The organism is Desemzia sp. FAM 23989, from assembly GCF_045528345.1.
In the GTDB taxonomy this organism is placed as follows: Bacteria; Bacillota; Bacilli; order Lactobacillales; family Carnobacteriaceae; genus Desemzia.
Genome location: NZ_JBGQQT010000011.1, coordinates 34,557 through 59,059 on the forward strand (window position 1 = coordinate 34,557; position 24,503 = coordinate 59,059).

Below are 24,503 nucleotides of genomic sequence, written 5' to 3' on the forward strand. Positions count from 1 at the left end.
TTAATACAAACCCACTTTTTTTGATCTTTTCATCTTATTCAAACTATACCATTTCGTTTTTAAAAATGCTTTTAAAGACCCTTTTCTTTTTAAATAATTCTTTTTAACTTTTTTTACTTTCTTTTATTCTTTTTGTCTAAGTGGTGTCTATTAGAATACTTTAATGGTAAAATAATCATAAGAACACTTTCTTTAATAAACTTTTTTCATGATCAATTTTGTTTGAAACACTTAGTTTTGAAAAATAACTCATTACGAAAGGAGGTAAATCTATGTTAAACATTGCACTTCTTTCAATTGGATTTCTTGGCTTAGTTATTGCAGCAATAACCCCTCGTTCAACTCTAGGTGGAGCTATCTCGCTGCTAAGTTTTGCTGCTTATTTCTTTATGAATGAGAATGATGAATGGTACACAATTATCATTTTTATTTTAGGTATATCTCTATTAATCTTTGAGGTTTTTATACCGGATTTTGGAATAGCGGGTATTATAGGAATCCTGTTGATTATTTTTGGTTTGTATCAAACATTAGGAGATCTTGGTCAAGCTATTCGAGATTTAAGTATCGCTGTTCTCTTATCCGTTGGCTTAGTGATTGTCTTGGCCAAGAAAGGCTATTCTTTTGATAATTTCAGTAAGTTGGTTTTAAATAATGACTTAACTTCCGAGAGAGGTTTTTTGAGTAGTATTGATTATTCTTCTTTACTTGGACAAACCGGTAAAACACTTACTGCTTTAAGACCCACTGGAAAAGCTTTATTTGAGGAAATTACTTTAGATGTATTGAGTCAAAATGAAAGAATTGAAGAAAATGTTCTAGTAGAAGTTATTAAAGTGGAAGGTTCTAAAATTATAGTTAGGAGAGTGGTAGAAAATGAATGAAACGAGTAGTTTTATTGGTATAGCTATAATTGCGGTTATAGTAATAGTTATTATCAGTTTATTTTTACGATTTGTACCCGTTGGTTTATGGGTAACTGCATACTTTTCAGGAGTTAAAATAGGTATTGGAACTCTTGTAGGAATGCGTTTGAGACGTGTTACTCCTTCTCATATCGTTCGCCCGCTGATCAAGGCTACAAAAGCCGGGTTAGTATTGAACATTAATGATTTGGAGGCTCATTATTTAGCTGGTGGAGATATCAACCAAGTTATTGACGCTTTGATCGCTGCTGAAAGAGCAAATATTCCTTTAAAATTTGAACAAGCTGCGGCTATTGACTTAGCAGGACGTAATGTTTTTGAAGCTGTTCAAGTCAGCGTAAATCCCAAAGTTATTGAAACTCCATTTATTGCTGCAGTAGCTAAAAATGGTATCGAAGTTCGTGTAAAAGCTAAAGTAACGGTTCGTGCTAACATCGAACGGTTAGTTGGGGGTGCCGGTGAAGATACGATTATTGCCCGTGTTGGTGAAGGTATCGTTACAACTGTAGGTAGTTCCATAAATCACAGTGCCGTACTAGAAAACCCTGACGGTATTTCAAAAGTTATCTTAAGTAAAGGTTTAGACTCCGGTACTGCTTTTGAGATTCTATCGATCGATATCGCAGACGTTGATGTTGGACGTAACATTGGTGCTCAATTGCAAACAGAACAAGCCCAAGCAGATAAAAATATTGCTCAAGCTAAAGCAGAAGAACGTCGCTCTATGGCTATTGCAGAAGAACAAGAAATGCAAGCTGAAACACAACGCATGCGCGCTAAAGTTGTGGAGGCCGAATCTCAAGTTCCATTAGCCTTAGCAGATGCTTTGAAGTCAGGAAATCTTGGCGTTATGGATTACTACAACATGAAAAATATCAATGCTGATACAGATATGAGAAGTTCTATTTCAGATAGTTCTAAGAGAGAAAGTGATGAATAATGAATTCTATATTCATTCTCATCATGTTGGGTCTCCTTGTTTATAGCGGTATATTCATTTTCATATTTTTTATCCGTGCGCTGATACCGAAAAACACTCGGCAAAAGAAAAGCTCAGATATAACAAGAGCAGGCAGCAACCGGAACCAACAACAAGTTGCCAGAAGAACGACCACTCCTCGAACTCCAAGTAGGTCAGTTTCGGCTAATCGAAATGCAAATAAACAACAAAGTTGGAGAGAACTTGCTTCTGAGTTTAAAGAAGCATTGAATGAACTAGATTCTTCCAGTTCGAAACAAGCCAATACTCAAAAAAGAACTACTGTGAACCAACCTAATCCTAAAAGAAATCCTTCTGCTACTAAACGGCAACGTGATTATAGCCGCGAAGGTTCTGGAAGTTCGGAAGGTATGGGCAGTTTAGAAGGTACTAGAGGTCTTGAAGGATCATCCAGTTACGAAGGTACTGAATTTCATCCTGAAGGTCATACCACAAAGCAGAAATCACTAAAAAAAACAGCTGTCTCGCGCGATGCATATGCACCTAGTCTTAAAATAGGTAAAACTCATTTGCAAAAAAATATCGTTCATGCGGTGGTTTACAAAGAAATACTGGATAAACCAAGAAGTAAAAGACCTATTAGATAGGGAAAATCGATCGTGCAAAAAAAGGACCGATGTTTCGGTCCTTTTTTTGCACGATTTTTCAGCCTTTTGCTGCTCCGCCTAAAGCAAATCCTTTAGACATATGGTTCTGTGCGAAATAGTACAGTATAAAAGTTGGCAGCATATATATAATCGAATATGCTGCAAGTTGTCCGTAAGCAGCGTAACCATACTGCCCAAAAAATTGGTACAACGTTACTGAGGCAGGTAATTTAGAAGGAGATTGCAACAAGATATAAGGTACAAAGAAATTGCCCCAGCTTCCGATAAAAGTAAATATGGCTACTGTAAAGATCCCCGGTTTCATAAGTGGAATAATCACTTTTCGCAGACCATCAAATGAACTGGCTCCATCTATCCAGGCCGATTCTTCTAGTTCAACTGGTACACCATCCATAAAATTTTTCATCATCCATATGCCAAATGGTAATCCTGAAGCGGTTAAAAATAATAAAGTTGCCCAAAGAGAGTCTACCCAATTAAAGAAAACAAATAGCTGATAAACAGGTACCATCACTGCTGTAATAGGTAACGAAGTCATGAATAAGATTGTCATCAATAATTTTTGTTTGTGCTTTAATGAAAATCTGGATAGTGGATAGCTAGCTAACAAGGATAAAACAACAACTAAGATCGTCTGTCCTCCAGATAAGAAAAGGCCATTTATAAAAGCACTTTGATTTCCTGAATCTGTCAGTACAGTTGAATAATTAGCTAAAGATAGTTCTTCTGGAACTTTTAACACTTGTGTAGCAGACTCATCAAAAGAAGCAAAAATAATCCAAAACAACGGTAAAATAAACATTGCTGCAATAATGAGTAAAATTATATATGGAATGATATTTCGTAATTTTATCGGTTTCATCATTTTTGCCTCCTACTCTTCTGTTTTTAATAATTTGATATACACCAAACTAAGGATAATTCCTATAGAAAGAATAATTAATGAGATAGCTGTTCCATACCCTAATTGATAATTTACAAAAGCTTGTTCATACATTAAGACTGGAAGTGTAGACGTGGCTCCAGAAGGACCACCCCCTGTCATAGTGTAAATTAAAGTAAATACCCCCATCGTACTTAGCGTAATGATAACTAGATTCGTAAAAATCGTATTTTTAATCATAGGTATCGTTATTTTCCATAGCCTTTGCCAAGCAGATGCTCCATCTATTTTTGCTGCTTCTTCTATACTATCCGGAATATTATCTAAAGCAGATTGGAACATCAGCATACTCAATGCAGAACCTTGCCAGATATTTGCTACAACTATTGAGAACATAGGAAAAGTGAATAACCAAGATATAGGTTCAATTCCCGAGCTCATTAAAATCTGGTTCAATGTTCCGCCATCATGTAAGAAAGAAACAAACATGATTGCTACAATCAACTCTGGAGTAACCCACCCTGCCATAAATACACTTCCGACTACTTTTCGAAAGGTCCGATTTGTATTTTTCATTAAAAAAGCTAATAGGAATCCAAACAACTGCTGACCCATAATTCCTGATAATACTAAGAAAACAATGGTAGTAAAAAACGATTGTTCAAATCGTGGGTCTCTCATTAAATTGCTAAAATTTTTAAATCCTACAAATTGAATATCCTGTGCAGCTGCCCCTGTTAAAGAAAAGTTTGTAAAAGAAAAGAAGAAAGTCATCATGATAGGTCCTACAAAAAACACTACTAATAATAGGAGAGAAGGTTTTAAAAAGAGTATTGCTTGCCTCTTTTTGTTATTATTTTTCCTTTTTGCTGTTCTATTTAGTGCATTTTCATTCTGCATTATACTCCCTCCTCGTTTTAATTTATTTCTTTAAAAATGAGAGACCAACTTGTTAAATTGGTCTCTTATTTGAATTTATTGATTTATAATATTATCCGTACCAACAATCCGTTCTAATCCTTCAATATAGCTTTGAACAGCTTCTTCAGGAGTAACATTCCCTGATACAAGCGACTCCACAACTTCTTGAATATGAGTTGAAACAGTTGGGTAGTCATCTACTGCCGGACGGAAGTTAGTATAAGATAAAATTTCTCCAGCTTCCTCATAATTACTGATAGGTTGGTTTAAATATTCTTCATCCTCTGCCACATCAGTTCGTACTGTCATATCTCCTGTTTGGCGAACATAGTCGGTTTGGTGTTCTTGATCAACTGCCATTTTAATAAATTCAGCAGCTAAATCTTTATTTTGAGCATTAGATGGAATAGATAATGCCCAACCTCCAGACATAGAAGTGTATTCTGGATCTTCACCATTTTGAGTTGGAAAGGCCACAAAATCCCAAGTATCCAGAGCTTCAGGCCAAGGAGTTGCTCTCCCTTCGCGCCAACTTGCTGCTACCCAATTACCATCCATTACCATGGCAACTCCATCATTTATCATCAAATCTTCTGCTAATACAGTAGAAATCTGGCTATTTGAGGCTACGCTTAACTCTGGTCCTAAGTCATTCTGATAAACGTTATCAATAAAAGTAAACGTGTCTAATAAAGCCTGTTCATCTACGACCCATTTTCCTTCATCCCAATTGTACAATTCAGATCCTGTACCAAAATACAATTGTTGGAAAGTTCTCATTGCTGTTGCTTCTCCATTTGCCTTGGTAGAATACATAAATAACGGTATGGTTTCACTATTACTGCCTTTAATAGTCTCAGCAGCCGTTAAAATTTCTTCCCAAGATGCAGGTTCAAATGGAACAGGCAAACCTGCTTCTTCAAAAATATTTTTGTTGTACCAGAGACCTTGGACATCAGTACTAAAAGGGACTCCATAAATTTGTCCATCTTCAGCAGTAACCCCTTGTTTAACAGTCTCTTCTATTAAATCCCAATCCTCCCATCCATTTACCACATCGTCCATAGATTCCAAATACCCAGCATTTACATCTGAATTCAAGATAAAAGTATCTTCTACAGCTACGTCTGGGGAAGTTTCTGCCGATTGCATCATTAATGCTTGGCGAGTAGTTGTGTCATCAAATAATGGTATCAATTCCACATCGACATCGTCATGCGTGGCTTCAAAATCAGCTTCTAAGTCCGCAAACCAATCCTCCCACCAAGACGGATAACTCACCTTTAAGACTTGCTGCCCACTTGCTCCGTCTGTGTCTTCGGCATTATCGTTATTACCGCAAGCTACTAGACCAAACACTAAAGGAATGGCTAAACCAGAAAAGACAAATTTTTTCTTCATCCTATTCTCCTCCAATTTAATATAATTGTTTAGAAATTTGTTTTACCGATCTGTAAATCAGTAAAACGTTTTCATTTTTTATTCAAAGTATATCTTTACATCTTTATTGTTTTCAACTAATACGGTTGATATTTAGTCTTTCAACCTGTTCAGTTTTCATTTCATTTCACAAAATGTAAAAAAGGAAGTTGAGATAGAGACGCCTCAACTTCCTTTAAAGAACATCCTATTTCTATTTTAACGATAATACTTCTTTAGAAATTTGTTCATAATAGGAACCAAAATAGGAGCTAGTATAAAATAGAACCCACTATTCCCTAATGCGTGCATGGTGTCAAACGGCAAACCCGCTAGATAATAGGCCCAAAAATTTTGGATGCCAAAAAATGGTGCTTGTACTGCTGAAATGACAAAACCATAGATATATCCAGTCAATCCGGCGTAAAGAATCATCCCTACAAACGGAATACGAGGAACTAGAATTGTAAGAGATCCTGTTAACAAGATAATAACGGTAAAAGAGGCAATCTGTGCTATTGTCCAGACACCTAAACCTAGGTTAATATTTGATATCAAAATACTCAAAATAGCTACAATCAGTCCATCCCTTGTTCCTAAAGTAAGAGTAATCAGCAGTAAGATGACTGTTACAGGTTGTACATTTGGCAAAAACTGAAACAGCAAGCGGCTGATATAGCATAAAGTTGTCAGTATACCCAACAACGCTATATGTTGAACTTGATACCTTTTTGAAGAGCGTTTAATAGCCATTCAAGCTCCACTTCACTTCATCTCCGTCTTTGAGCACATAATCGGCTGCTCCAACAGTTGGTTGTTCATCATTGACTGTGTACAACCAGTATTTGCTTTCTGTCTCATCTTGCTCATGCTCTTCAATAGAACTGACTAAACCACCCTCTTCGACCACTTTAAAATTCTCTTTCAAAGCTTCCAATACCGTTTGGCCTTCTTCAATGTCAAATTCTTGTGCTAAATCAGCTATTTCCTTATCGTCTTCTTCAAAGGTAAATGAGACAGTAATAGCTGTTTCAACTGAGCTGACTTCACTAGATGTTGCAGATGATGATTCAGTTTCTTGATTGTTACTCCCACAAGCAGTGACCAAAACAGCTGATGATACTAAAAGCATTAATTTGAATGATTTAACCATTTTTATTCCTCCTGATAAATTCCATTAGTTTTAAAGACAAAAAAAATGCCCCAACAAGGCGCAAATGTCTTATTAGAACTTCTAATTGAACAATAGAGTGCTTTGCCTCGAAGCCTCATTGTGTATAAACAATTGAAAAAAAGACCTGACTTAAAGCTGTTCGCTTTTCACAGTGGCGGGACCGTGTTGGATTTACACCAACTTCCATTTTTCAAGAGTTGTATTTAGTTTTAGGAATAGCCTCTTTTTTCAAATCTGTATGAAAAACGACTCCTCCTCTTTCGTAAAACGGTTCTTCAATTCCTTTACGATGATTGACCACTCGAGCAATAGCAAAGAAATAGTCGGACAAACGATTGATGAAAATCGGCACAATTGGATTGATAGTTGTTTCTCTACTTAATGCAACAATGATTATTTCCGCTCTTCGAGTAACTGTTCGTGCAACTTGCAGTAAACTGGAAACCGGGTGTCCGCCAGGGATAATAAACTTTTCAATCGCAGGTGGTTCTTCTGCATAGATGTCAATTCTCGATTCGATCCACTCCACTAGTTCTTTTTGGACTTTATATTCTTTCAGTCCATCTGGAGTAGCTAAATCTGTTCCGCAGTCGAATAAATCATATTGGAGTTTGATGAGTTCTTGTTTAATGTCAGTATCATCCAGTTGACTAACAATATACCCCATTAATGAATTCAACTCATCAATAGTACCGTAGCTTTCTACACCTATCGAATCCTTAGGAATCGTTCGGCCGCCAATGAGATTGGTATTTCCAAAATCGCCGCGTTTCGTATATATCTGCATCTTATTCTCCTTTCCTTGTTTACTATTTCACTATAAAACAGAATTCCATTAAAGTAAATCAATAATTTTTAGACTAACAACAATCCGTCTAAATTTAAAACTTGGATTTTCTTTTTCGGTTTCTGCTTGATCAAACCCGAATCCTCTAAATCGCTTAATTTACGGCTGATGGTTTCTGGAGTCGTTCCTAAATAAGAAGCTAAGTCTTTTTTAGTCATAGGTAAGACAAATTCCGTGGTATTCGTTTCTGAATCAAGGCATTCTGCTAAGAATAAAGCAAGACGGGTTTCCACTTTTTCGGTAGCAAATCGTGTCGTTTGTTCTTCAGACTTCTCCAATCGCTGGGACAATTCATTTAAAATTTTTAAAGAAATGGAAGGATATTTCAACAAGTATTCCTGCAGATCAGAGCGTCTGATCTGACATATTTTTGTATCCACCATAGCTTCAGCATAGGACTCGTGTTTCGTGTTTTCGGGACTGAACAAAGCCATTTCACCAGTAAAATCTCCTGGTTCCAAAATACGGACCACTTGTTCCTTCCCAGATTCAGCCAAACGATAAATACGGATTCTCCCTTTATTTACAATGTATAATGTATCGGATTCTTCCTCTGCGCGATAAACCATACTTCCTTTTTTAAATGATACTGATTGAGTAGTTTGCATAATTTCATCCATTTGTTCATCTTCTAAATGATTAAATATCGGTACTAATTGAATACAAGCTTTGTGAGTTCCAAACAAATGGTCATGACAATTTGAATTCATAATAGAGTCCCTCTTTTCTATGTACTTAAGATTAGTATAACTCATTTCTTTTACTCTGTTAGTATACTCGTCCTTTTTTGATTAAAACTTGATCTTTATCAAGTTTTATTTTTTATCCATCCAACTTTTCTAATTACTTTTATTATGTTTTCTTCTTTTAGGATAGTATTAACTCTTGTTAAAAGTAATACAATGATGGTATATTATTAATGTACTTAAATCAGCTTAAGAAAGAGGTCGTTTTAGTGAAAACAGTAGCATTAGTAGGTAGCTTAAGAAAAGATTCATACAATTTAAAATTAGTAAACCACTTAGCAACAACATATCCAGAATTAGGTATCGAGGTTGCAGAAATCGGCAACTTGCCTTTCTTCAATGAAGAAATCGAAGCTGATCCAGGTCAAGAAGTTCGTGACTTCCAAGCTTTAGTAAAAGATGCTGATGCAGTAGTTATTGCTACTCCTGAATACAATGCTTCTATTCCAGCAGTATTGAAAAATGCTTTAGACTGGGTTTCTCGTGCAGGTAGAGAAATGGAAGGCAAAAAAGTTTTGATTATGGGTGCTTCAATGGGTAACCTAGGAACAGTTAAAGCTCAAATTCACTTACGTGATATCTTAGATACATTAGGAGTTGCTGCATACGTTATGCCAGCTGCTGGTGGTAATGATGTATTTGTTGGCGCTGTTCACGAAAAATTTGACGAAAACGGCAAATTGACGGATGAATTGACTGCTCAATTTATCAATGCAATCATTGGACGTTTCAAAAACTTCATCAAAATTGACGTGAACTTATAATCTGTCTGTAAAATGATAAAAAAGCTGTTTCGGATTCAAACCGAAACAGCTTTTTTATTCTACTCGAGACATGGTCAAGATAAAGTACTTCGCATCTTATAGTAGATCTGCGACCCTAGCCATGACAAACATCTCCCTATTTTCTAGTTAAATAGACCCGTAATAGCTTGCCAGATTTGTTGAAAGAAGCTGCTGATTCGATCTAATATGCCGCTTGCCTCTGCATCATCCATAAAATCACCAATCTTGTTTTGAACGAGTTCTGATAAATTGTTTAATTGTTCTTTTACAGCTTCTGAATCAATCGCTGCTGTTTGTTGATATTTTTCAAACAGACTCATTAAGCGGTCAATCTGTTCTTGTGTAACTACATTTTCTAAATTGTTGTTAGCTAATGCTTCATTGATAATACGTTCAATGTCTTCCTTTGTAGCTAACTCACCTTGTTGTTCTTTTAATTCCGCTAGAGATTGTTTAATTTCGATAATAGCTTGATCTAATTTGGAAGTATCAAAGTCCGCATTTTCTGCATTCTCTTGAGCAATCTCATTGGTCGTTTCCAACTCATCTTGCGCTACTTCCATGCGCTCTTGGTCTAAATCTTCACCGTTGACATCAAAAGCTTTATAAATACCAGACAGCGCACTTTCTCCTGTAGCTGGTCGAATACTAGCAACAACGATCGTGGCATCTGCAACGCCTGCTGTGATAGCTGCATTGGCATATTGTTCTTGAGTGATTTGTGTGATATTTTCAGGTGTTTGAATATTGACTACAACTCCATGTCCTTCATCTTCTTTTTCTACTAATACAGATGAAATCAAACTGGAAGTATTCGCAGAACCGGATCCTAAATACTCTACTAATTCTTCTCCTGTGACATTGACACTAGCCACATTTTCAGGGTTCTCTATCCCAATCAACTCTTCTGTTTCTGCTACTTCAGATTCAGACAAACCTCCACCATAAACAAAGGTTGGCTTACCCCATTTTTCATTAACTACTGTTGTATCTATACCAGTTTCAGCAGCTTGTACTGGAACCGATGCGGCTAATGTGCCACTAATCAATCCCGTGGTTACAAGTAGACCCATTCCAAGTTTTTTTAATGTATGTTTCATGTTTTCTAACCTCCTTGGTTTAGTTTAGCGAACTGCTGGAATTATTTCTTCCAACTTTAGACTGATTATTTTATTTTGGTATTAAATACTTTTGGTACCGGTGAAGTAAATCGGACTAATTTTCTCGAAGTTGGATGATGAAAAGCAATTGTTGTAGCATGCAATCCTAACCGTTTCAAATAATTTGTAGTAGAACCATATTTTCTATCTCCTACCACAGGATGCCCAATGTCAGACATGTGAACGCGAATTTGATTTTTTCTTCCGGTTTCTAGCTGTACTTCCAATAAACTGGTCACACCATTGGATTTAATTTTTTTGTAGTGAGTAACTGCATGTTGCCCGCCATTGTCTCTAGGGCTCGAATGAACTTTATACGATTTAGGACTTTCCGTCAGCCAAGATTCGATTGTTCCTGTTTCATCTTTGACTTCTCCTTCAACTAACGTAGTGTAGATTCTTTCTTTAACCATCGTCTTCCAATTGTCTTGCAATCTTTGTTTGATTTCTTCACTTTTAGCAAAGATCATGACTCCAGAAGTGTCTCTATCCAAACGATGAACAACATAAATACGGTTAGCTGGATTTTTTTGTTGGACATAAATCTTTAATTGTCTATGAGCTGTCATTTCTTGTTGACGGCCAGCCGCAATAGATAAAACGCCAGCTTCTTTATCGATCACAATAATATCCTCATCTTCATGCAAAATAGAAATTCCCATCAATTCACTTTGGATTTGAGCTGTTTTATTGTCCGCTATTTTAACGGTTTGACCAGGCTTCAAAGGATAATTGAATTGTTTCACAGTTTTACCGTCTACCGTTATTTGGCCTCTACTCAAAACAGATTTGATGGAGTTTCGGCTGCTTTTCACTTTGTTCTCCAATAGAAAATCCAATAATTCTTTTTCTTCTTTAATGACAAATTGCATAGCCGTTTGTTTGCTCTTTGTTGTGTTCTTTACATTCTTTGTGTTCTTAGATATCTTTTTCATTTTTTAATTCCTCACTCTCATTCTTTATTATACACAATTATGGGAGTTTAGCGAGGTATCCAAAAAGACATCTTTTGATTCCGTTCATTTTAGAAAATGACTTTCCGATCACACTAAACACAAATTTAGGTTCTACAATATTTGACGTTGGTAAGTAGAAAATACATTTCTTTTTAATGCTAAACCTTTTAGAAACGCATTTCTAGAAATTTCAGGAGGAATATGGGGCTGCTTATAGCCATGAAAAAGGATGCAATGAGAATTATTAAGCGTTAGGCTTTAGCCGTTACGCTTAGTTTGACGCTTGTAAGCCTTGAGACATGGTTGGCTCAGGGGTCCCATGGCTTTCCATAAGCAACCCCATAGGCCGGAGGAAATTTCTTTGCCAACGTTAGAAGATGAAGAGCCCAAATTTAAAGAAGACAAAAACAAGCTATTGACCAGATAAAATCCATCTGGCAAATAGCCTGTCATAACCTCTCTGATCGGATAATAGAAATCAGCAACCACATTCCTAAAAAACCCGCTCCCAGGAAAAATATAATCCCTAACCACGATGTGCCAGTTCCTTCAGCTGCAAAGATAATCAATGCTGACGCCAATATTAGTGCAGAAACAATAAGGGCAAAAACAACGCGGTTAACCATCTTGTTTAAACCGGTCCATTTATCGTCCATATTAATCAAGTCTAATTTTACTTTCGTTCGACCATTGTTCAAATTCTCAAACAATGTGCTTATTTGATTAGGCAAACCCACTAGACTTTTTGTCATTTGCAGCGAAGATAATAATAATTTTTCTTTGCTTATGGGCTCAAACAGTTTAAAGTTATCGCTTTCGATCAAATACCCTTTTGCAATTTGTACGATATTCAAGTTGGGAGCTAATTCTGTTATCAGTCCTTCCAATACCGTCAATGCGCGAACCAATAACGTGAATTCACTCGGCATAGATAATCCGTGTTTGCGTGTAACATCTAAAACATCTGCAATCAGTGTCCCAAATTGAATACTGCTGAAATTAGCTGCTAAATAGGTTTCAACCAGATAACTCAAATCTTCGTAAAAACGCGAACGATCGATTCGTTTCCGTTGTACCCCCATTTTTAAAAGAGTGTTCATCAACTGATTTAAGTCTTTAAAGACGATCGCTTTTAACAAATGATTTAAACTTTCTCTATTTTCAACAGAAAGGTAGCCCATGATCCCAAAATCAATAAAATAAATTTGGCCTTCTTTAATAATCAAATTACCTGGGTGAGGATCTGCATGGAAAAAACCGTCTCGAAAAACTTGCGATAAAAATGACAACAACAATTTTTGGGCAATATCTTCCTGTACATACCCAGCTGCTGTTAACCCTTCAGAGTCTAAAATTTTATACCCTTCAATATATTCTTCCACAATGACACGTTTTGAATGGTACGGTAAATACAATTTTGGAACACTGACACAAGCAATTTCTTTGTTCAACTCCCGAAATTGCATGATAGCATTGGCTTCATTGCGAAAATCCAACTCTCGTTTAGATGTCTGCCGTATTTCTTCAAAGGCTTCTTTGGGATTCACCAAGAAATCTTTGAACACATTTGGAGCCCGGTCAACGATGCGGATGAATAATTCAATGTCCTGCAACAGACTGGTCTCGATATCTGGTCGTTGAACTTTCAGCACAACTTCTTCGCCGGTTTTTAATTTTCCTCGATGGACTTGAGCTACCGAAGCACTAGCTAACGGTTTTACATCAATGGTTTCAAAAACTGTTTCAATATCTTGACCAAATTCTTCCACAAAAATCGCCTTTGCTTCTTCAAATGGGAAAGAAGGTGCTTCATCTTGCAGTTTGGATAGCTCCGCAATGTATTCCATCGGCAAAATATCTCTACGGGTAGACAAAATTTGGCCGATTTTGATAAATCCGGGACCCAGTTCCTCAAATGCTCTTCGTAAATTTTTAGGGTCTTGTTCTTTTTTTTGTGAGCGCACGCGCGTATTGTATAAATGACCAAAACCATACTTGCCCAGAATACTCACTATTTCCCGTAATCTTTCTCCACTTGAAGGCACAAAATCACCCCTATTTGTTATTCTCTATCAATTCATGCATTTGAGCATTTAGAGCAGCAATCTTTAACTCTAAATCTTCAATGTCTTTTCGTTGAGCCACATTCATTTGAAGTAAGATTGCTTGTATCTCATCTTTATCAAGAGTGTCGTCTTTCATTTTCCCTTTGCCTTTGCGAATCAATTCTTCACTCAATTTCTTTCCTTGATCAACAGTGATCTGACCTCTAGTGGCTAATTTTTCAACCATTTCTTCTGCTTTGTCATAAGACATTGAAGCTCCGCCAATACCTGCTAATATCATTTTTTTCAAATCATTCATCTCTATCTTCTCCTTTCAAATTGAACTGCTTTTTAATGAATCAATTCTTTAGATATATTATATCACTAAATTGAGAAAGCGTTTTAAAGAACATTTTTTAAACGATAAAGTAATTGATACATCACACCATTTTCAACAGCCCATTTCATTTTACCGTTTTTAAAATGCTCTTTTCGAATAAAATATGTTAGGAAAGATTGAATGGTTTCCAAGTCTGCATGTGCAATGAAATTTTCCCATTCTTCACTAGAAGGCTCAGAGACCAAAAAATCATGAATATAATCCGTATAATCTCCTTTTTCTAGAGATAAGTCTCTATACTTCTTTGCAAAATCAATGATTCTGCTATCGTATTTAATGAAACCCGGGATGACTTCCCCTTCTATTTCTTCTTGCGGAATCTCTTCTGCGAATAATTGATCGGTCTCCTTAAAATAAGAAAGATACTCAAAGAGCGATTCTGTGTCCGCCATCTCTACACTTCCTTTCCTTCTAAATGAATGCAATGAAATAGGGTTATTTTCATTGCATTCATTATAACGCGAATTTTAACGAAGTAAAAAAAATACACTTATTCCTTATAGTTTTAGGTTCCTATTACAACAACTCTGCTTTTTTCATTCTATTACATCAACTTTTTTTAATTAGTGATCAATCTGGAAGAAAAACATGTTATCCTACAGAAGAGAAGAAACAACGCTATCTATCTTCTATATACATCTCTACCATTCTAATCTCTATGAGGAGGAAACAAATATGGATACAACCATTCAATCTTACTTTAAAGACTTATCGTCTACTGACAAAGAAAAACAATTGTCAGCTTATCACGCTATTCTCAAAATAACTGAAGAACCTGTAGATTGGGCATACGAAGTATGGGAGAATCTAAAAAGTGATTTGAAGCATAAAAACAATCATCGAAGATCCAGAGCGGCTCAGTTTTTAGCTAGTTTGGCCATTAGTGATCCCGAAAATCGTATGCTCACAGATTTTTCTGATGTGTGGAAAGTAACTTATGACGAAAAATTTGTTACTGCTCGTCATGCCCTACAATCCATTTGGAAAATTGCTTTAGCGGGTAAAGAACAAAAGGGTCTTGTTTTACAATATTTAACTAATCGTTTTAGAGATTGTGTTGTTGAAAAGAACTATACCTTAACAAGATTTGACATTATCGAGGATTTAAAAAAACTATACCTTGTTCAATCTGATGAAAACTTGAAGAATCTTTCTCTTGAACTCATTGAATCGGTTGACGAACCTAAATATAAAAAGAAATACTTGGATGTCTGGAAATAAATAATTGTTCTTAACTCAGCAAAAACACAATGACGATTTCCCCATTGTGTTTTTGTATTAAATAAGATAAAATGATCTTAACCTTTATAAAGACACCTTTTGTTGCATCTTCGATTTTTTCTGTTCATCCTTCTCTTAGACATATCCCACAACCATCACTATTATTCCCATACACCCTGACGCCTTTTAGCTTTCCCTTGAACATCATCTTAAGAACAAATCCGTATTTCTCTTAATTTTTTAAATCCACTAACAACCACAATCTATTCACCTAATTTCATTACCTATACAACCATCGAAAGTCAACATTTCTACACTCATTATGAGAAAAAATAAATAAAAAAGTCGTTTTTCTTGCTTTTTTCTAATAAACTAGTTATCATTAAGTGTGAAATCGCTTTATCCCTAATTGCTACATAGTAAAAGGAGAGATAAATATGATTAATCTTTATGTTACCCCAAGTTGTACTTCATGTAGAAAAGCAAAAGCATGGTTAGATGAACAACATCTTCCATATATTGAAAAAAACATTATTGCCAGTCCGCTTTCTATTGATGAATTAAAAAATATTTTAAGATTAACCGAAGAAGGAACAGAAGAAATTATTTCTTATCGTTCCCATGCTTATCAAAATTTAACGGTTGATATTGAGGAATTGTCGCTGGAATGTCTTTTGGATTTGATACATAAAAATCCGGAACTTATACGAAGACCTATTTTAACTGATGAAAGACGACTTCAGGTGGGATACAATTCAGATGAGATCCGTTGTTTCTTACCAAGAGACGTCCGTAAAGTAGAATTCCAACGCATACAACAAGAATTAGCTTTAGAAGCAAATTAAACAAAAGTGCGGGGATAAATCGTCCTTGCGCTTATTTTTTTGCTTTTTAAGATAAGCTAAACGACTTTTTCCACGCTCTGATTTTAGACGCGTTGCGCATGGCAGCTAACGCGACTATAAGCTAATCACTGACTGTTAGGAAAAACCACCTAACTGTTAGTGATTTTCTTATATTCGGTTAGCTAAACGCCCTGCTCCACGCTCTTTTCATTCTTGTGCTATTCTTGGGTCTTTTACGAAATACAATAAAACACCTCCAATAATAAAGAGGATAATCAGTGCAAAGACACCATTTAAAGAATTGCCCGTATGCTGGGTGATTATCCCCATCAGGAAAGGCCCCATAACTGCAGCGAATTTGCCGAAAATATTGTAGAAACCAAAAAACTCATTCGATTTTTCTCCTGGAATCAATTGTCCAAACATAGAACGGCTTAGGGCTTGTACCCCACCTTGAGCCGTTCCAACTAGAACAGCCAGGATGATGAATTTAGTTAACGAATCTAATGTTAAAGCAAAAATACAAATAAAGATGTAGGTGGCAATCCCAACATAAAGCATTTTTTTATTTCCCAATATTTTAGACAGCCTTCCATATATGATTGAAAATGGAAAGGCTACAATTTGAACGACCAATAAAATAACAATCAAAGAATTACCCGCAATCCCTATATCCGCACCCACTGCAGTAGCCATTTTAATGATAGTCCCTACACCGTCGATATAAAAGAAATAAGCCAGTAAAAATAGAAAAGCATTTTTATATTCTTTGATATTTTTAAATGTGTCCCATAGTCGTTTAAAACTATTGCGCACCACATGAGGCTGTCTTTCAATATAATGTTTTTGCTCCACATTTTTCCAATACGGAATCGTGAACATAAACCACCACACAGCTGTCATAAAAAAACCGCCTTTTATCAATGCTGTTTGTGAAATAGGCAGTACGCCAGTTAATTGAAATAGAATAAAAATAATAAAAGGAATCGAACTGCCTATATATCCAAAGCCAAATCCCGCACTACTCACTCGGTCCATTCGATTTAATGTGGTAGCATCCATAATAGAAGCATCATAAAAAATATTTGCTGCACTGAATCCGATAGAAGAAACAGCATACAATACGAGCAGCACTCCCCACTGACCTTCTGGAACAAAGACAAAACCTAATGTGGATAGAATCCCCAACAATGTCCCAAAAGTAAATAAAGGATTCCGAAACCCTTTATAGTCTGCCAGCGCCCCCAAAATAGGCGATAAAAGGGAGACAATCAGTGTAGCAATGGCGTTCGCATAACCTAAATAAGCGGTTGAATCAGCTTCTGAAACACCTGCTCCCTCCGCAATAGCTTTATAGTACAAAGGAAAAACGGCTGTTGTGACCATAATTGAATAAACAGAATTTGCCCAGTCCTGCATAATCCAGCTTTTTTCCGGCTTAGTAAACGTAAACTTCTTACTGGTTTCTTGCACGATTAACCTCCCCTTTCCCTTCTAGAAACAACTCAGTTAATATTCTTCCATCTGTAGGATGATTGAATTCATATCCCATCGCATATAAGAAAGTAGGACCTTCATCCACTAAACGTGCAAATGGCACTAGTGCTGTTGAATCGATTCCTGGTCCTGAAAGAAACAACATGGTTTCATAACTCTCTTTAGTAGGTGAAAACCCATGTGTTGCTCTATGGTAGTCGCTGCCTTCCGTTGGTTCAATTAAAGATCCCAGATCGTCTGCGAAATAGTACCCTCTTTCGGCTTCAACCAAGAAACTGCAAGACCCGTCAGCACCCAATTGTTCAGCTTGCGCTTGAGTGTAGATCGTTTCGATTCCCTTTGGAAACTCTTCAAGTGCTTGACGAACTTTTTCTAAATCAGTTTCTGGTTTTGTATAAATGTAAGTCGCTCCCTCTGCTCCCTTAGCCATAACTTCCCAATCGAGAAGCTGTTCCTTTTCTCCCGTCTTGATCCAACCTAATTGCTGGAAATAGCTGTTTAAATGAATCACTGTATGGGTATCTATCTGATAGTGGTCTCCTAAAATCGCTATGACGGTTTCTTCAAAAATACCTTTTTGCTTCATCACTTCAATGATCTGTCCTAAATGCTTATCCATATTTCGAATCGCTTGTTGTGCTTCAGAGGAATGTACGCCAAAATGATGGCGCATACTGTCTAATTCAACATAATGGATCGCCATTAAATCAGGGTTCTTTGTGTCGATGGTCTCTAGTATACTGGCAGTTAAAAATTCATCCAGTTCTGGTTGCTGAATCCCATTTCTCAATCGGCCAAATTTCCGCTCCAACTCGAGAATAAATTTAGGCGTAGAAGAATAAAGAGAGACCAAGACTTGATTCTGCCAAGGACGATTCGGAAAAATCTCTGTTAAATTGTAATCGATCGATTTACTTCTTCCAGTTACTGGCCAAAGAAAACTGGCTGTCTTGTAATCTTTTTCATGTGCTGCATCAAAAAGAGTTGGAACTTGAATATCTTTCGCGTACCAGTGCCAATCTGGAGACTTACGACCTGGTTGTACATATGTATTATTCGTAATCCCATGTTTATTGGGATAAACGCCCGTCATAATTGATGTATGAGCCATATAAGTTAAAGAAGGGTACACCGTTTCTACTTTCTCCACTAGTGCGCTTCTTTCCAACAGCATTTTAAAATTAGGCAATGTTCTAGCGTATGTTAAGTCATTTGCACCAAAAGCATCTAAAGAAATGATGTACATTCGTTGTTTCTTCATATTTTCCCTCCACTAACCTGTTTTCTTATATTATGCCATAAGCTTCTCTATTAAAGAAAGCGACTAATTATTTTGTTTCTGTTAAGGAAAGACTTCAATTATTGAAGAATTGAACAGTCATTTATCCGGCGTTCAAGAAGGTCATGATTCAGTGATGAACATTGAGCATGAATACGGTAATTGAATGAAACGAACGATATGACAATTCCACAAGAAGTTATCGATGCAGCAACTAATCCACAATAAATCTTTTTTTTATTGATTGAATAAAGACGGTTAATTCGTCTTTATTTTTTTGTGCCGTCTAATTATGTCTTTATCTACTTCTCATGTGGCGGTATACTAAACATAACAAAATATAAATGGATGAGGGTCTACTATGATTACTTTTGATAACATCACTTCAAAAACAACGTTAATTGAAGAAAATGAATTTTATAAGCTGTACCACAATCACGATGCACTATTCATGTATGATTATAATTTTATGCGTTTAAAGTACCAGCCCACTTTAGAAGAATTCCGATTAATTGAAAAAATACTGTTGGAATTCCATGAAGATATGAAAATGGACCATGTGAAATTCTATTGGCCAGAAGACTATGGATTTACAGAGCCCATTATTGATTACCTATCCAGTAATGGTTACGGAATAGAAATTTTAGAATTATACGCTATCGATCCGAAAGATTTCTTAGCTACAAAAAGAAACTCTGCTGTTACTGTTGGACTTGTTACAGAAGATACTCTAGAAGTGTTCAAGCAGCTCAATCGCACTCAAGATATTCAAATCAGTGAAACCTTTGCTCGTCAAAAACAAGAACTCTATGAACAAGATTTTGATGATCCAAAGGTGCAGCAAGTCATCGCCTATCTAGGTCAGCAAGCTGTTGGCGGAGTTGATTTGCTGTTAGGGGAAGATACTGTAGAAATAGATAACTTTTTTGTGTTAGAGGACTACCAACGTCAAGGCATCGGCACAGAAATCCAACATTTTGTCATGGACATGGCAGGATCCCGGACGGTTATTTTAGTTGCTGACGCGGAAGATACCCCAAAAGATATGTATGTAAAACAAAATTATACTTATTTAAGTTATCAAGTAGGTGCCTTAAAAGAATTCTCTGCGCCTCAATAAAAAAATTACTCGTTCAAAACGATATATCCAAAAGATGCTGACTTGTACCGTTCCTATTTTTTTAATCTTCTTAGTTTCTTTTATACAGTAATTAAAAATAAAAACAAATGGTATAATAAATGACTCATTGATTCAACCTGCATCTTCAATAGTAAGCGACAACTTTGGAGGGATACCCATGCGTGAAATTTTAGAAAAATATGAAGAACGAAAACTGAAGCTTTTCGAAACCCTTTATGCTAATGAAGATTGGATGCCGATCCCCGTTCTTGCTAAGACGTTGCATTGCTCTGAGAAAACACTCAAACAAGATGTGCTCTCTTTAAAAGAATTGTTAGCTAAAGACTATCTTCAAACTTCTTACAGAGGGGTTTGCTTATTTTTACCTACAAATATGAGTATTGAAATGGTTTATCGTCTCATCTTAAAAGAGAGTACTCATTTTTTATTTCTTGAAAGTTTATTTCATGATGAGACAAAATCTCTTGATGAAATGGCTGAATTCTTATACATCAGTTCTTCTACACTAGCCAGGACAATCAAAAAAATCAATCTCGTGTTTGAAGATTATCCCCTTAAAATCCTAACGAATCCTTGCCGGTTAGAGGGGCCAGAATCCACTATACGTTCATTTTATATTTCCTATTTTATGGAGAAATGCACTCATGTTGACTGGCCATACCCTACTATGGATAGAAAAATATTCGAGAATTTCATAGTGCTCTCAGCTAAATTCATCCATACTCCCTTGAATTTTTCAGATTTTGAACGTGTAAAACACTGGATCGCTGTTAGTTTGATTCGAACGCAAAAGGAACACTATATGGATATAAAACCAAATAACTTGGCAAAATATATCCCTGATTTAACAAAATTTCGTTTTATTTTGAAACCTCTTGAAAATATAATGAACATTTCTTTTCAACCGGAGTTTATTGAACAAGTTTTTGCTGTATTTTTGACGAATAGTTTTGCTTTTACATATGACCAACTCATCAAAGAAGCAGAAACAGAGCCAGTGTTAAAAAAATCAATCGCTCTACTATCAAATATGTTAGATAGTCTCTCCAACCAATTTAAAGTACCCATACCCAATAAAGAACATCTTCTGCTTGATCTTTATAACCTTTCGAAGATTGTTTCGAGGCCAAATAAACATATACGAAAAACACCTTATATTCTTTTTGATCAAAAAGAATATTTTGTCCGTTCACTTGAAAAAGATGTTCCAACTTTTATTCATTCAGCAACAAAGCAGATCCGTCATTACCAACAGGAAATGGATTTGATTTTCAGTCGTCATTCAATAGATGAATTAATATATACCCTAGTCATCCACTGGGATAATTTACTCGTTGCGTTACACAAGCAACGCAGAAAAGCCAAATTACTGATTATTAGTACGTATGATTTAGAACATGCAAAAATGTTGCGTGACCTTATCAACATTCAATATGGCGGTGATGTTGTTTCAGAACTTTATATGGAACCTAGATTATCATTAAAGCTGTTAAAAAATATGGACTATGATATCTTGATTTCTACCACTTCTATTGACTATCTTTTAGATAAAAAAGTGTTTTGCATCCAAAATATCCCTACAGAACAAAATTTGCGAGATCTTAAGTTGGCTATTGATGTAATCAGAAAAGTAGATACTGTTCTATTAGAAGAATAGCTGTGCCGTATGGGAAATCTACATTTTTAAAATCTAACGGTTACATAAAAAAACAAAAAAAGCTCGAGATAATCGCTTCCTAAGAAGCAATATCTCGAGCTTTTCCGACAGTATTGAATTTACATTCAATAGGTTCCATGAATTCCACAAAACAGAGGGATCCAAACACCTGCATCCCGCAGTGTGCTTACGCACTTGTGCCCTGCCTATTTCTTAGCAATCACTAGTCGCCGCAGCGAAATGACAAAATCACCTGATTGCTGGTCAACTCATCGCATGTATAGAATCATACCACCTGGTGGGGAAAATTACAAGTTGTTTTTTCGTTCCTGATGAATCTGTTTGGTCCTTAGTTTTCTTATCACCTTAGATAAAATCTCCTGCAATAAGTTGTATCCGATTACTATTTGGCAACAGTTTAAGCTATAAGGAGTTCATTAAGCACCTCATTATAGAAGAAAACTCATACGAACGCTTTTCCTTCAAATAATCCGAATTGTCCTAAATATCTTATACGTATCAATAGGCGGGTTTGTCTTTAATGCTACGTTTAGTCATCAATACCCTCATTCTCGCTTTTTTCTTAGATCTCTTAATGCAATTTTTCCGAGGTCGGGTTCAGTCTTTGTACGAACAATTCATAAAAAACTGAAAATAGGGTGTCTGCAATATTTGACGTTGGTAAGTAAAAATTAAGATGTATCCTATTGAGAAATTACTAGAGTAATAGTGTGAAAGAGATCTTCGTTTTTCATCATGGCAATTTTTCTCTTGATGTTCAAACTCCATTTTTCATCATGGCAATTTTCCCCTTGATGTTCAAACTCCATTTTTCATCATGGCAATTTTCCCCTTGATGTTTAAACTACATTCTTCATCAAGGCAATTTTCCCCTTGATGTTTAAACTCCATTTTTCATCATGGCGGGTTTACCCTTGATGTTCAAACTCCATTCTTCATCATGGCAATTTTTCTCTTGATGTTCAAACTCCATTCTTCATCAATGCAATTTTCCCCTTGATGTTTAAACTCCATTCTTCATCATGGCAATTTTTCTCTTGATGTTCAAACTCCATTTTTCATCAAGGCAATTTTCCCCTTGATGTTTAAACTACATTCTTCATCAAGACAATTTTCTCCTTGATGTTCAAACTCCATTCTTCATCATGGCAATTTTTCTCTTGATGTTCAAACTCCATTTTTCATCATGGTAATTTTCCCCTTGATGTTTAAACTACATTCTTCATCAAGACAATTTTCTCCTTGATGTTCAAACTCCATTTTTCATCATGGCAATTTTTTCCTTGATGTTCAAACCCTATTCTTCTCTTCACTATACTTTGACATAAAAAATCACTCCCACAAATCAGATTTTACTCTAACTCTCATTGGTCGCAGGAGAGTTCTTTACCAACGCCAGAAGATGAAGAGCCAAAATAAGAGACAAGAACCGATACCAGTTCTTGTCTCCTATTGTTTATTTCGTATAAATACGCACTCCAAAAGGTTCAAGCAGCAACTCTTCTGTTCCTTCAGCTGAGGACAAAATATCCTCATATCCTACAAAACTATTTGCTACAGTTTGTGCTTCATCCGTGTGGTTCATCACAAAAATAAATTCTTTGCCGTCTTTCACGCGGCTGGTGATTTCAATTCCCTCAGGCTGAACTCCGAAACCAACAATATTTTTTTCTTTCAATAAGTGATCAATAATTTCTTGAAGCATCTCTTTTTCAGGAAGTGTTGCCAAATACCAAGCTTCTCCTTTTCCAAAAGAGTTTTTCGTCACTGCAGGCATGCCTTTATAAAAATCACTCTTGTACTCAGCTATTGCCTCTGCCCCTTCTAAATGCAGCAAGTCACACAACATTGAACATTCATAAGACGGTTTGTTACAATCTCTACTCCCAAATTCAACTGTATTGCGCTTTTCAGGAGCCAAGGCATCGATTTCTTCCACCCAAATTCCCAATAACTTTCTTAATGGTCCTGGATATCCTCCAAGATGGACATTATCGCTTTGGTCTACAATTCCACTCATGAAAGACGTCAGGAACGTTCCTCCCTTTGCTACAAATTGTTCCAACTTCTCAGCTGTTCCTTTTTTGACCATATAAAGAACAGGAGCTAAGATCATATCGTATTGCTCAAAATCAGCATCTACTGGAATAATATCTACCGCCACTTGATTATGGTATAACGTTTCATAATACCTCTGGATTTGATCCACATAATACAAATCAACTGTCGGTCCACTAGTGTATTCCAATGCCCAATAATTATCCCAATCAAAAATAATGCCTATTCTAGCTTTGGTCTCAGCACCAATCAACTGATTGCCTAAATGTGCTAGTTCATTTCCCAATTCTGCCACTTCACGAAAAACACGGGTATCATCAATAATGAGCTGTATCACGGTCGAGATGGACGCAGTGGGGAAATTGGTCATACGATCCTTTATCCTCATGGCAAAGACTGTCCTTGCGGAAATAAGGGGTGTTTGGAACAATACAGTTCTCAACGAGCCGTTCTTGCTGCTCTTCAGCAGTTAAAAAACGATTCGACTCTTTCTTTAGCTGATCTCATTACCTTTTACAAATCCGGGGACCCTGAAACGATTCAATTGATCGAAGAGTTTGCTTTTCATATCAGTATCGGCATCAATAACGCTATCGCAAGTTATGGTCCAGAAAAAGTGTATTTGAACTCTACATTGATTAACGAGATTCCTGCTCTTTTACCTTTGATCAGAAAAAATATCGTTAGTTCATTTAGTTTAAAAACCCCTATTGAAAATTCATTGTTGGGGGAAGAAGCGATTCTTTTAGGCGGAGCTGCTTTAAGCATCCAACAATTTTTTCATTTGCCGACATTTCCATTGATTCCAAATTCTGTTTCTCTTACAAATTGATTTTTTAAAGCCTACACAAAAAGAAACCAAAGCAGGAAATCCCTCTTTGGTTTCTTTTTGTATTTCGTTAGCTGATTACTTT

At 36.1% G+C, this 24,503-nt stretch carries 24 protein-coding genes and 1 riboswitch; of the genes, 9 read left to right on the forward strand and 15 right to left on the reverse strand.

Going from position 1 to position 24,503, the window contains the following annotated elements; genetic code table 11:
- Positions 1 to 272 precede the first annotated feature (272 nt).
- From ACEN36_RS07735 to ACEN36_RS07745, 3 genes are read left to right on the forward strand one after another with little or no spacing between them, the layout of a single operon-like run.
- Positions 273 to 884, forward strand: a complete 612-nt coding sequence (locus ACEN36_RS07735; protein ID WP_407126306.1) for an NfeD family protein — start codon at positions 273 to 275, stop codon at positions 882 to 884.
- Entirely contained in the window at positions 877 to 1,866 is a 990-nt protein-coding gene (floA, locus tag ACEN36_RS07740; protein ID WP_407097643.1) for a flotillin-like protein FloA, read from the forward strand. Before ACEN36_RS07735 ends, floA begins: the two co-directional genes overlap by 8 nt.
- On the forward strand, positions 1,866 to 2,513 hold the full coding sequence (locus ACEN36_RS07745; protein WP_407126307.1) for a hypothetical protein: 648 nt from the start codon (positions 1,866 to 1,868) through the stop codon (positions 2,511 to 2,513). The genes floA and ACEN36_RS07745 overlap by 1 nt, the downstream gene beginning before the upstream one ends.
- Before the next feature lie 58 nt (positions 2,514 to 2,571).
- Here ACEN36_RS07745 and ACEN36_RS07750 read toward each other — a convergent pair whose 3' ends face one another.
- The 7 genes from ACEN36_RS07750 to ACEN36_RS07780 form a co-directional block, all read right to left on the reverse strand.
- On the reverse strand, positions 2,572 to 3,396 hold the full coding sequence (locus tag ACEN36_RS07750; protein ID WP_407102582.1) for a carbohydrate ABC transporter permease: 825 nt from the start codon (positions 3,394 to 3,396) through the stop codon (positions 2,572 to 2,574).
- A gap of 12 nt (positions 3,397 to 3,408) precedes the next feature.
- Complete coding sequence (locus ACEN36_RS07755) at positions 3,409 to 4,317, reverse strand: carbohydrate ABC transporter permease (protein ID WP_407126308.1); 909 nt, start codon at positions 4,315 to 4,317, stop codon at positions 3,409 to 3,411.
- A gap of 75 nt (positions 4,318 to 4,392) precedes the next feature.
- Positions 4,393 to 5,739, reverse strand: a complete 1,347-nt coding sequence (locus tag ACEN36_RS07760; protein ID WP_407102580.1) for an extracellular solute-binding protein — start codon at positions 5,737 to 5,739, stop codon at positions 4,393 to 4,395.
- A 237-nt stretch (positions 5,740 to 5,976) separates the two neighbouring features.
- On the reverse strand, positions 5,977 to 6,510 hold the full coding sequence (locus tag ACEN36_RS07765; protein ID WP_407126309.1) for an ECF transporter S component: 534 nt from the start codon (positions 6,508 to 6,510) through the stop codon (positions 5,977 to 5,979).
- Positions 6,500 to 6,910 carry a DUF4430 domain-containing protein gene (locus ACEN36_RS07770; protein WP_407102578.1) on the reverse strand — a complete coding sequence of 137 codons (411 nt, stop codon included), beginning with the start codon at positions 6,908 to 6,910 and terminating at the stop codon, positions 6,500 to 6,502. Before ACEN36_RS07770 ends, ACEN36_RS07765 begins: the two co-directional genes overlap by 11 nt.
- Positions 6,911 to 6,997: 87 nt before the next feature.
- Positions 6,998 to 7,142, reverse strand: a riboswitch (adenosylcobalamin (AdoCbl) riboswitch).
- Positions 7,122 to 7,718 carry a cob(I)yrinic acid a,c-diamide adenosyltransferase gene (locus tag ACEN36_RS07775; RefSeq protein WP_407126310.1) on the reverse strand — a complete coding sequence of 199 codons (597 nt, stop codon included), beginning with the start codon at positions 7,716 to 7,718 and terminating at the stop codon, positions 7,122 to 7,124. (Overlaps the previous riboswitch by 21 nt.)
- Positions 7,719 to 7,786: 68 nt before the next feature.
- Positions 7,787 to 8,488 carry a Crp/Fnr family transcriptional regulator gene (locus tag ACEN36_RS07780; RefSeq protein ID WP_407126311.1) on the reverse strand — a complete coding sequence of 234 codons (702 nt, stop codon included), beginning with the start codon at positions 8,486 to 8,488 and terminating at the stop codon, positions 7,787 to 7,789.
- Positions 8,489 to 8,733: 245 nt separating this feature from the next.
- Here ACEN36_RS07780 and ACEN36_RS07785 point away from each other — a divergent pair, with 245 nt between their 5' ends.
- Positions 8,734 to 9,288 carry an NADPH-dependent FMN reductase gene (locus ACEN36_RS07785; RefSeq protein WP_407097536.1) on the forward strand — a complete coding sequence of 185 codons (555 nt, stop codon included), beginning with the start codon at positions 8,734 to 8,736 and terminating at the stop codon, positions 9,286 to 9,288.
- Between the two features lie 143 nt (positions 9,289 to 9,431).
- Here the strand turns inward: ACEN36_RS07785 and ACEN36_RS07790 are convergent, their stop codons facing one another.
- From ACEN36_RS07790 to ACEN36_RS07810, 5 genes are all read right to left on the reverse strand, one after another.
- Complete coding sequence (locus tag ACEN36_RS07790) at positions 9,432 to 10,409, reverse strand: DUF1002 domain-containing protein (protein ID WP_407097537.1); 978 nt, start codon at positions 10,407 to 10,409, stop codon at positions 9,432 to 9,434.
- Positions 10,410 to 10,474: 65 nt separating this feature from the next.
- Complete coding sequence (locus ACEN36_RS07795) at positions 10,475 to 11,404, reverse strand: RluA family pseudouridine synthase (RefSeq protein WP_407126312.1); 930 nt, start codon at positions 11,402 to 11,404, stop codon at positions 10,475 to 10,477.
- A gap of 470 nt (positions 11,405 to 11,874) precedes the next feature.
- Positions 11,875 to 13,470 (reverse strand): ABC1 kinase family protein, encoded by a 1,596-nt coding sequence (locus tag ACEN36_RS07800; protein ID WP_407126313.1) that lies wholly within the window; start codon positions 13,468 to 13,470, stop codon positions 11,875 to 11,877.
- A 10-nt stretch (positions 13,471 to 13,480) separates the two neighbouring features.
- Entirely contained in the window at positions 13,481 to 13,789 is a 309-nt protein-coding gene (locus ACEN36_RS07805) for a phasin family protein (protein WP_407126314.1), read from the reverse strand.
- Positions 13,790 to 13,872: 83 nt separating this feature from the next.
- Positions 13,873 to 14,262, reverse strand: coding sequence for a DUF6508 domain-containing protein (locus ACEN36_RS07810; protein ID WP_407097541.1), 390 nt, complete (start codon positions 14,260 to 14,262; stop codon positions 13,873 to 13,875).
- A gap of 283 nt (positions 14,263 to 14,545) precedes the next feature.
- Here ACEN36_RS07810 and ACEN36_RS07815 point away from each other — a divergent pair, with 283 nt between their 5' ends.
- Both ACEN36_RS07815 and spxA read left to right on the forward strand, forming a co-directional pair.
- Positions 14,546 to 15,091: a hypothetical protein gene (locus tag ACEN36_RS07815; RefSeq protein WP_407097542.1), complete on the forward strand. Its 546-nt coding sequence runs from the start codon at positions 14,546 to 14,548 to the stop codon at positions 15,089 to 15,091.
- A 437-nt stretch (positions 15,092 to 15,528) separates the two neighbouring features.
- Entirely contained in the window at positions 15,529 to 15,936 is a 408-nt protein-coding gene (spxA, locus tag ACEN36_RS07820; protein WP_407097543.1) for a transcriptional regulator SpxA, read from the forward strand.
- A gap of 207 nt (positions 15,937 to 16,143) precedes the next feature.
- On the opposite strand, the gene ACEN36_RS07825 is transcribed toward spxA, so the two are convergent.
- Positions 16,144 to 17,355 (reverse strand): MFS transporter, encoded by a 1,212-nt coding sequence (locus ACEN36_RS07825; protein WP_407126336.1) that lies wholly within the window; start codon positions 17,353 to 17,355, stop codon positions 16,144 to 16,146.
- 37 nt (positions 17,356 to 17,392) lie between these two features.
- A complete protein-coding gene (locus tag ACEN36_RS07830; RefSeq protein WP_407097544.1) occupies positions 17,393 to 18,694 on the reverse strand; it encodes an ectonucleotide pyrophosphatase/phosphodiesterase in 1,302 nt (433 codons plus the stop codon).
- Between the two features lie 379 nt (positions 18,695 to 19,073).
- On the opposite strand from ACEN36_RS07830, the gene ACEN36_RS07835 reads away from it, so the two are divergent.
- The gene (locus tag ACEN36_RS07835; RefSeq protein ID WP_407097545.1) at positions 19,074 to 19,832 is read left to right on the forward strand and encodes a GNAT family N-acetyltransferase; all 759 of its coding nucleotides are present in this window, start codon (positions 19,074 to 19,076) and stop codon (positions 19,830 to 19,832) included.
- Between the two features lie 178 nt (positions 19,833 to 20,010).
- A complete protein-coding gene (locus tag ACEN36_RS07840; RefSeq protein ID WP_407126315.1) occupies positions 20,011 to 21,510 on the forward strand; it encodes a helix-turn-helix domain-containing protein in 1,500 nt (499 codons plus the stop codon).
- A 1,477-nt stretch (positions 21,511 to 22,987) separates the two neighbouring features.
- Here the strand turns inward: ACEN36_RS07840 and ACEN36_RS07845 are convergent.
- Positions 22,988 to 23,977 (reverse strand): beta-galactosidase, encoded by a 990-nt coding sequence (locus ACEN36_RS07845; protein ID WP_407126316.1) that lies wholly within the window; start codon positions 23,975 to 23,977, stop codon positions 22,988 to 22,990.
- On the opposite strand from ACEN36_RS07845, the gene ACEN36_RS07850 reads away from it, so the two are divergent.
- On the forward strand, positions 23,963 to 24,421 hold the full coding sequence (locus tag ACEN36_RS07850; protein WP_407126337.1) for an ROK family protein: 459 nt from the start codon (positions 23,963 to 23,965) through the stop codon (positions 24,419 to 24,421). The genes ACEN36_RS07845 and ACEN36_RS07850 overlap by 15 nt on opposite strands.
- Positions 24,422 to 24,503 lie beyond the last annotated feature (82 nt).

Coding starts and splice junctions, on each gene's coding strand:
- ACEN36_RS07735 (WP_407126306.1), top strand. CDS start 273: ATGTTAAACATTGCACTTCTTTCAATTGGATTTCTTGGCTTAGTTATT.
- floA (WP_407097643.1), top strand. CDS start 877: ATGAATGAAACGAGTAGTTTTATTGGTATAGCTATAATTGCGGTTATA.
- ACEN36_RS07745 (WP_407126307.1), top strand. CDS start 1,866: ATGAATTCTATATTCATTCTCATCATGTTGGGTCTCCTTGTTTATAGC.
- ACEN36_RS07750 (WP_407102582.1), bottom strand. CDS start 3,396: ATGAAACCGATAAAATTACGAAATATCATTCCATATATAATTTTACTC.
- ACEN36_RS07755 (WP_407126308.1), bottom strand. CDS start 4,317: ATGCAGAATGAAAATGCACTAAATAGAACAGCAAAAAGGAAAAATAAT.
- ACEN36_RS07760 (WP_407102580.1), bottom strand. CDS start 5,739: ATGAAGAAAAAATTTGTCTTTTCTGGTTTAGCCATTCCTTTAGTGTTT.
- ACEN36_RS07765 (WP_407126309.1), bottom strand. CDS start 6,510: ATGGCTATTAAACGCTCTTCAAAAAGGTATCAAGTTCAACATATAGCG.
- ACEN36_RS07770 (WP_407102578.1), bottom strand. CDS start 6,910: ATGGTTAAATCATTCAAATTAATGCTTTTAGTATCATCAGCTGTTTTG.
- ACEN36_RS07775 (WP_407126310.1), bottom strand. CDS start 7,718: ATGCAGATATATACGAAACGCGGCGATTTTGGAAATACCAATCTCATT.
- ACEN36_RS07780 (WP_407126311.1), bottom strand. CDS start 8,488: ATGAATTCAAATTGTCATGACCATTTGTTTGGAACTCACAAAGCTTGT.
- ACEN36_RS07790 (WP_407097537.1), bottom strand. CDS start 10,409: ATGAAACATACATTAAAAAAACTTGGAATGGGTCTACTTGTAACCACG.
- ACEN36_RS07795 (WP_407126312.1), bottom strand. CDS start 11,404: ATGAAAAAGATATCTAAGAACACAAAGAATGTAAAGAACACAACAAAG.
- ACEN36_RS07805 (WP_407126314.1), bottom strand. CDS start 13,789: ATGAATGATTTGAAAAAAATGATATTAGCAGGTATTGGCGGAGCTTCA.
- ACEN36_RS07810 (WP_407097541.1), bottom strand. CDS start 14,262: ATGGCGGACACAGAATCGCTCTTTGAGTATCTTTCTTATTTTAAGGAG.
- ACEN36_RS07815 (WP_407097542.1), top strand. CDS start 14,546: ATGGATACAACCATTCAATCTTACTTTAAAGACTTATCGTCTACTGAC.
- spxA (WP_407097543.1), top strand. CDS start 15,529: ATGATTAATCTTTATGTTACCCCAAGTTGTACTTCATGTAGAAAAGCA.
- ACEN36_RS07825 (WP_407126336.1), bottom strand. CDS start 17,355: ATGCAGGACTGGGCAAATTCTGTTTATTCAATTATGGTCACAACAGCC.
- ACEN36_RS07830 (WP_407097544.1), bottom strand. CDS start 18,694: ATGAAGAAACAACGAATGTACATCATTTCTTTAGATGCTTTTGGTGCA.
- ACEN36_RS07835 (WP_407097545.1), top strand. CDS start 19,074: ATGATTACTTTTGATAACATCACTTCAAAAACAACGTTAATTGAAGAA.
- ACEN36_RS07840 (WP_407126315.1), top strand. CDS start 20,011: ATGCGTGAAATTTTAGAAAAATATGAAGAACGAAAACTGAAGCTTTTC.
- ACEN36_RS07845 (WP_407126316.1), bottom strand. CDS start 23,977: ATGAGGATAAAGGATCGTATGACCAATTTCCCCACTGCGTCCATCTCG.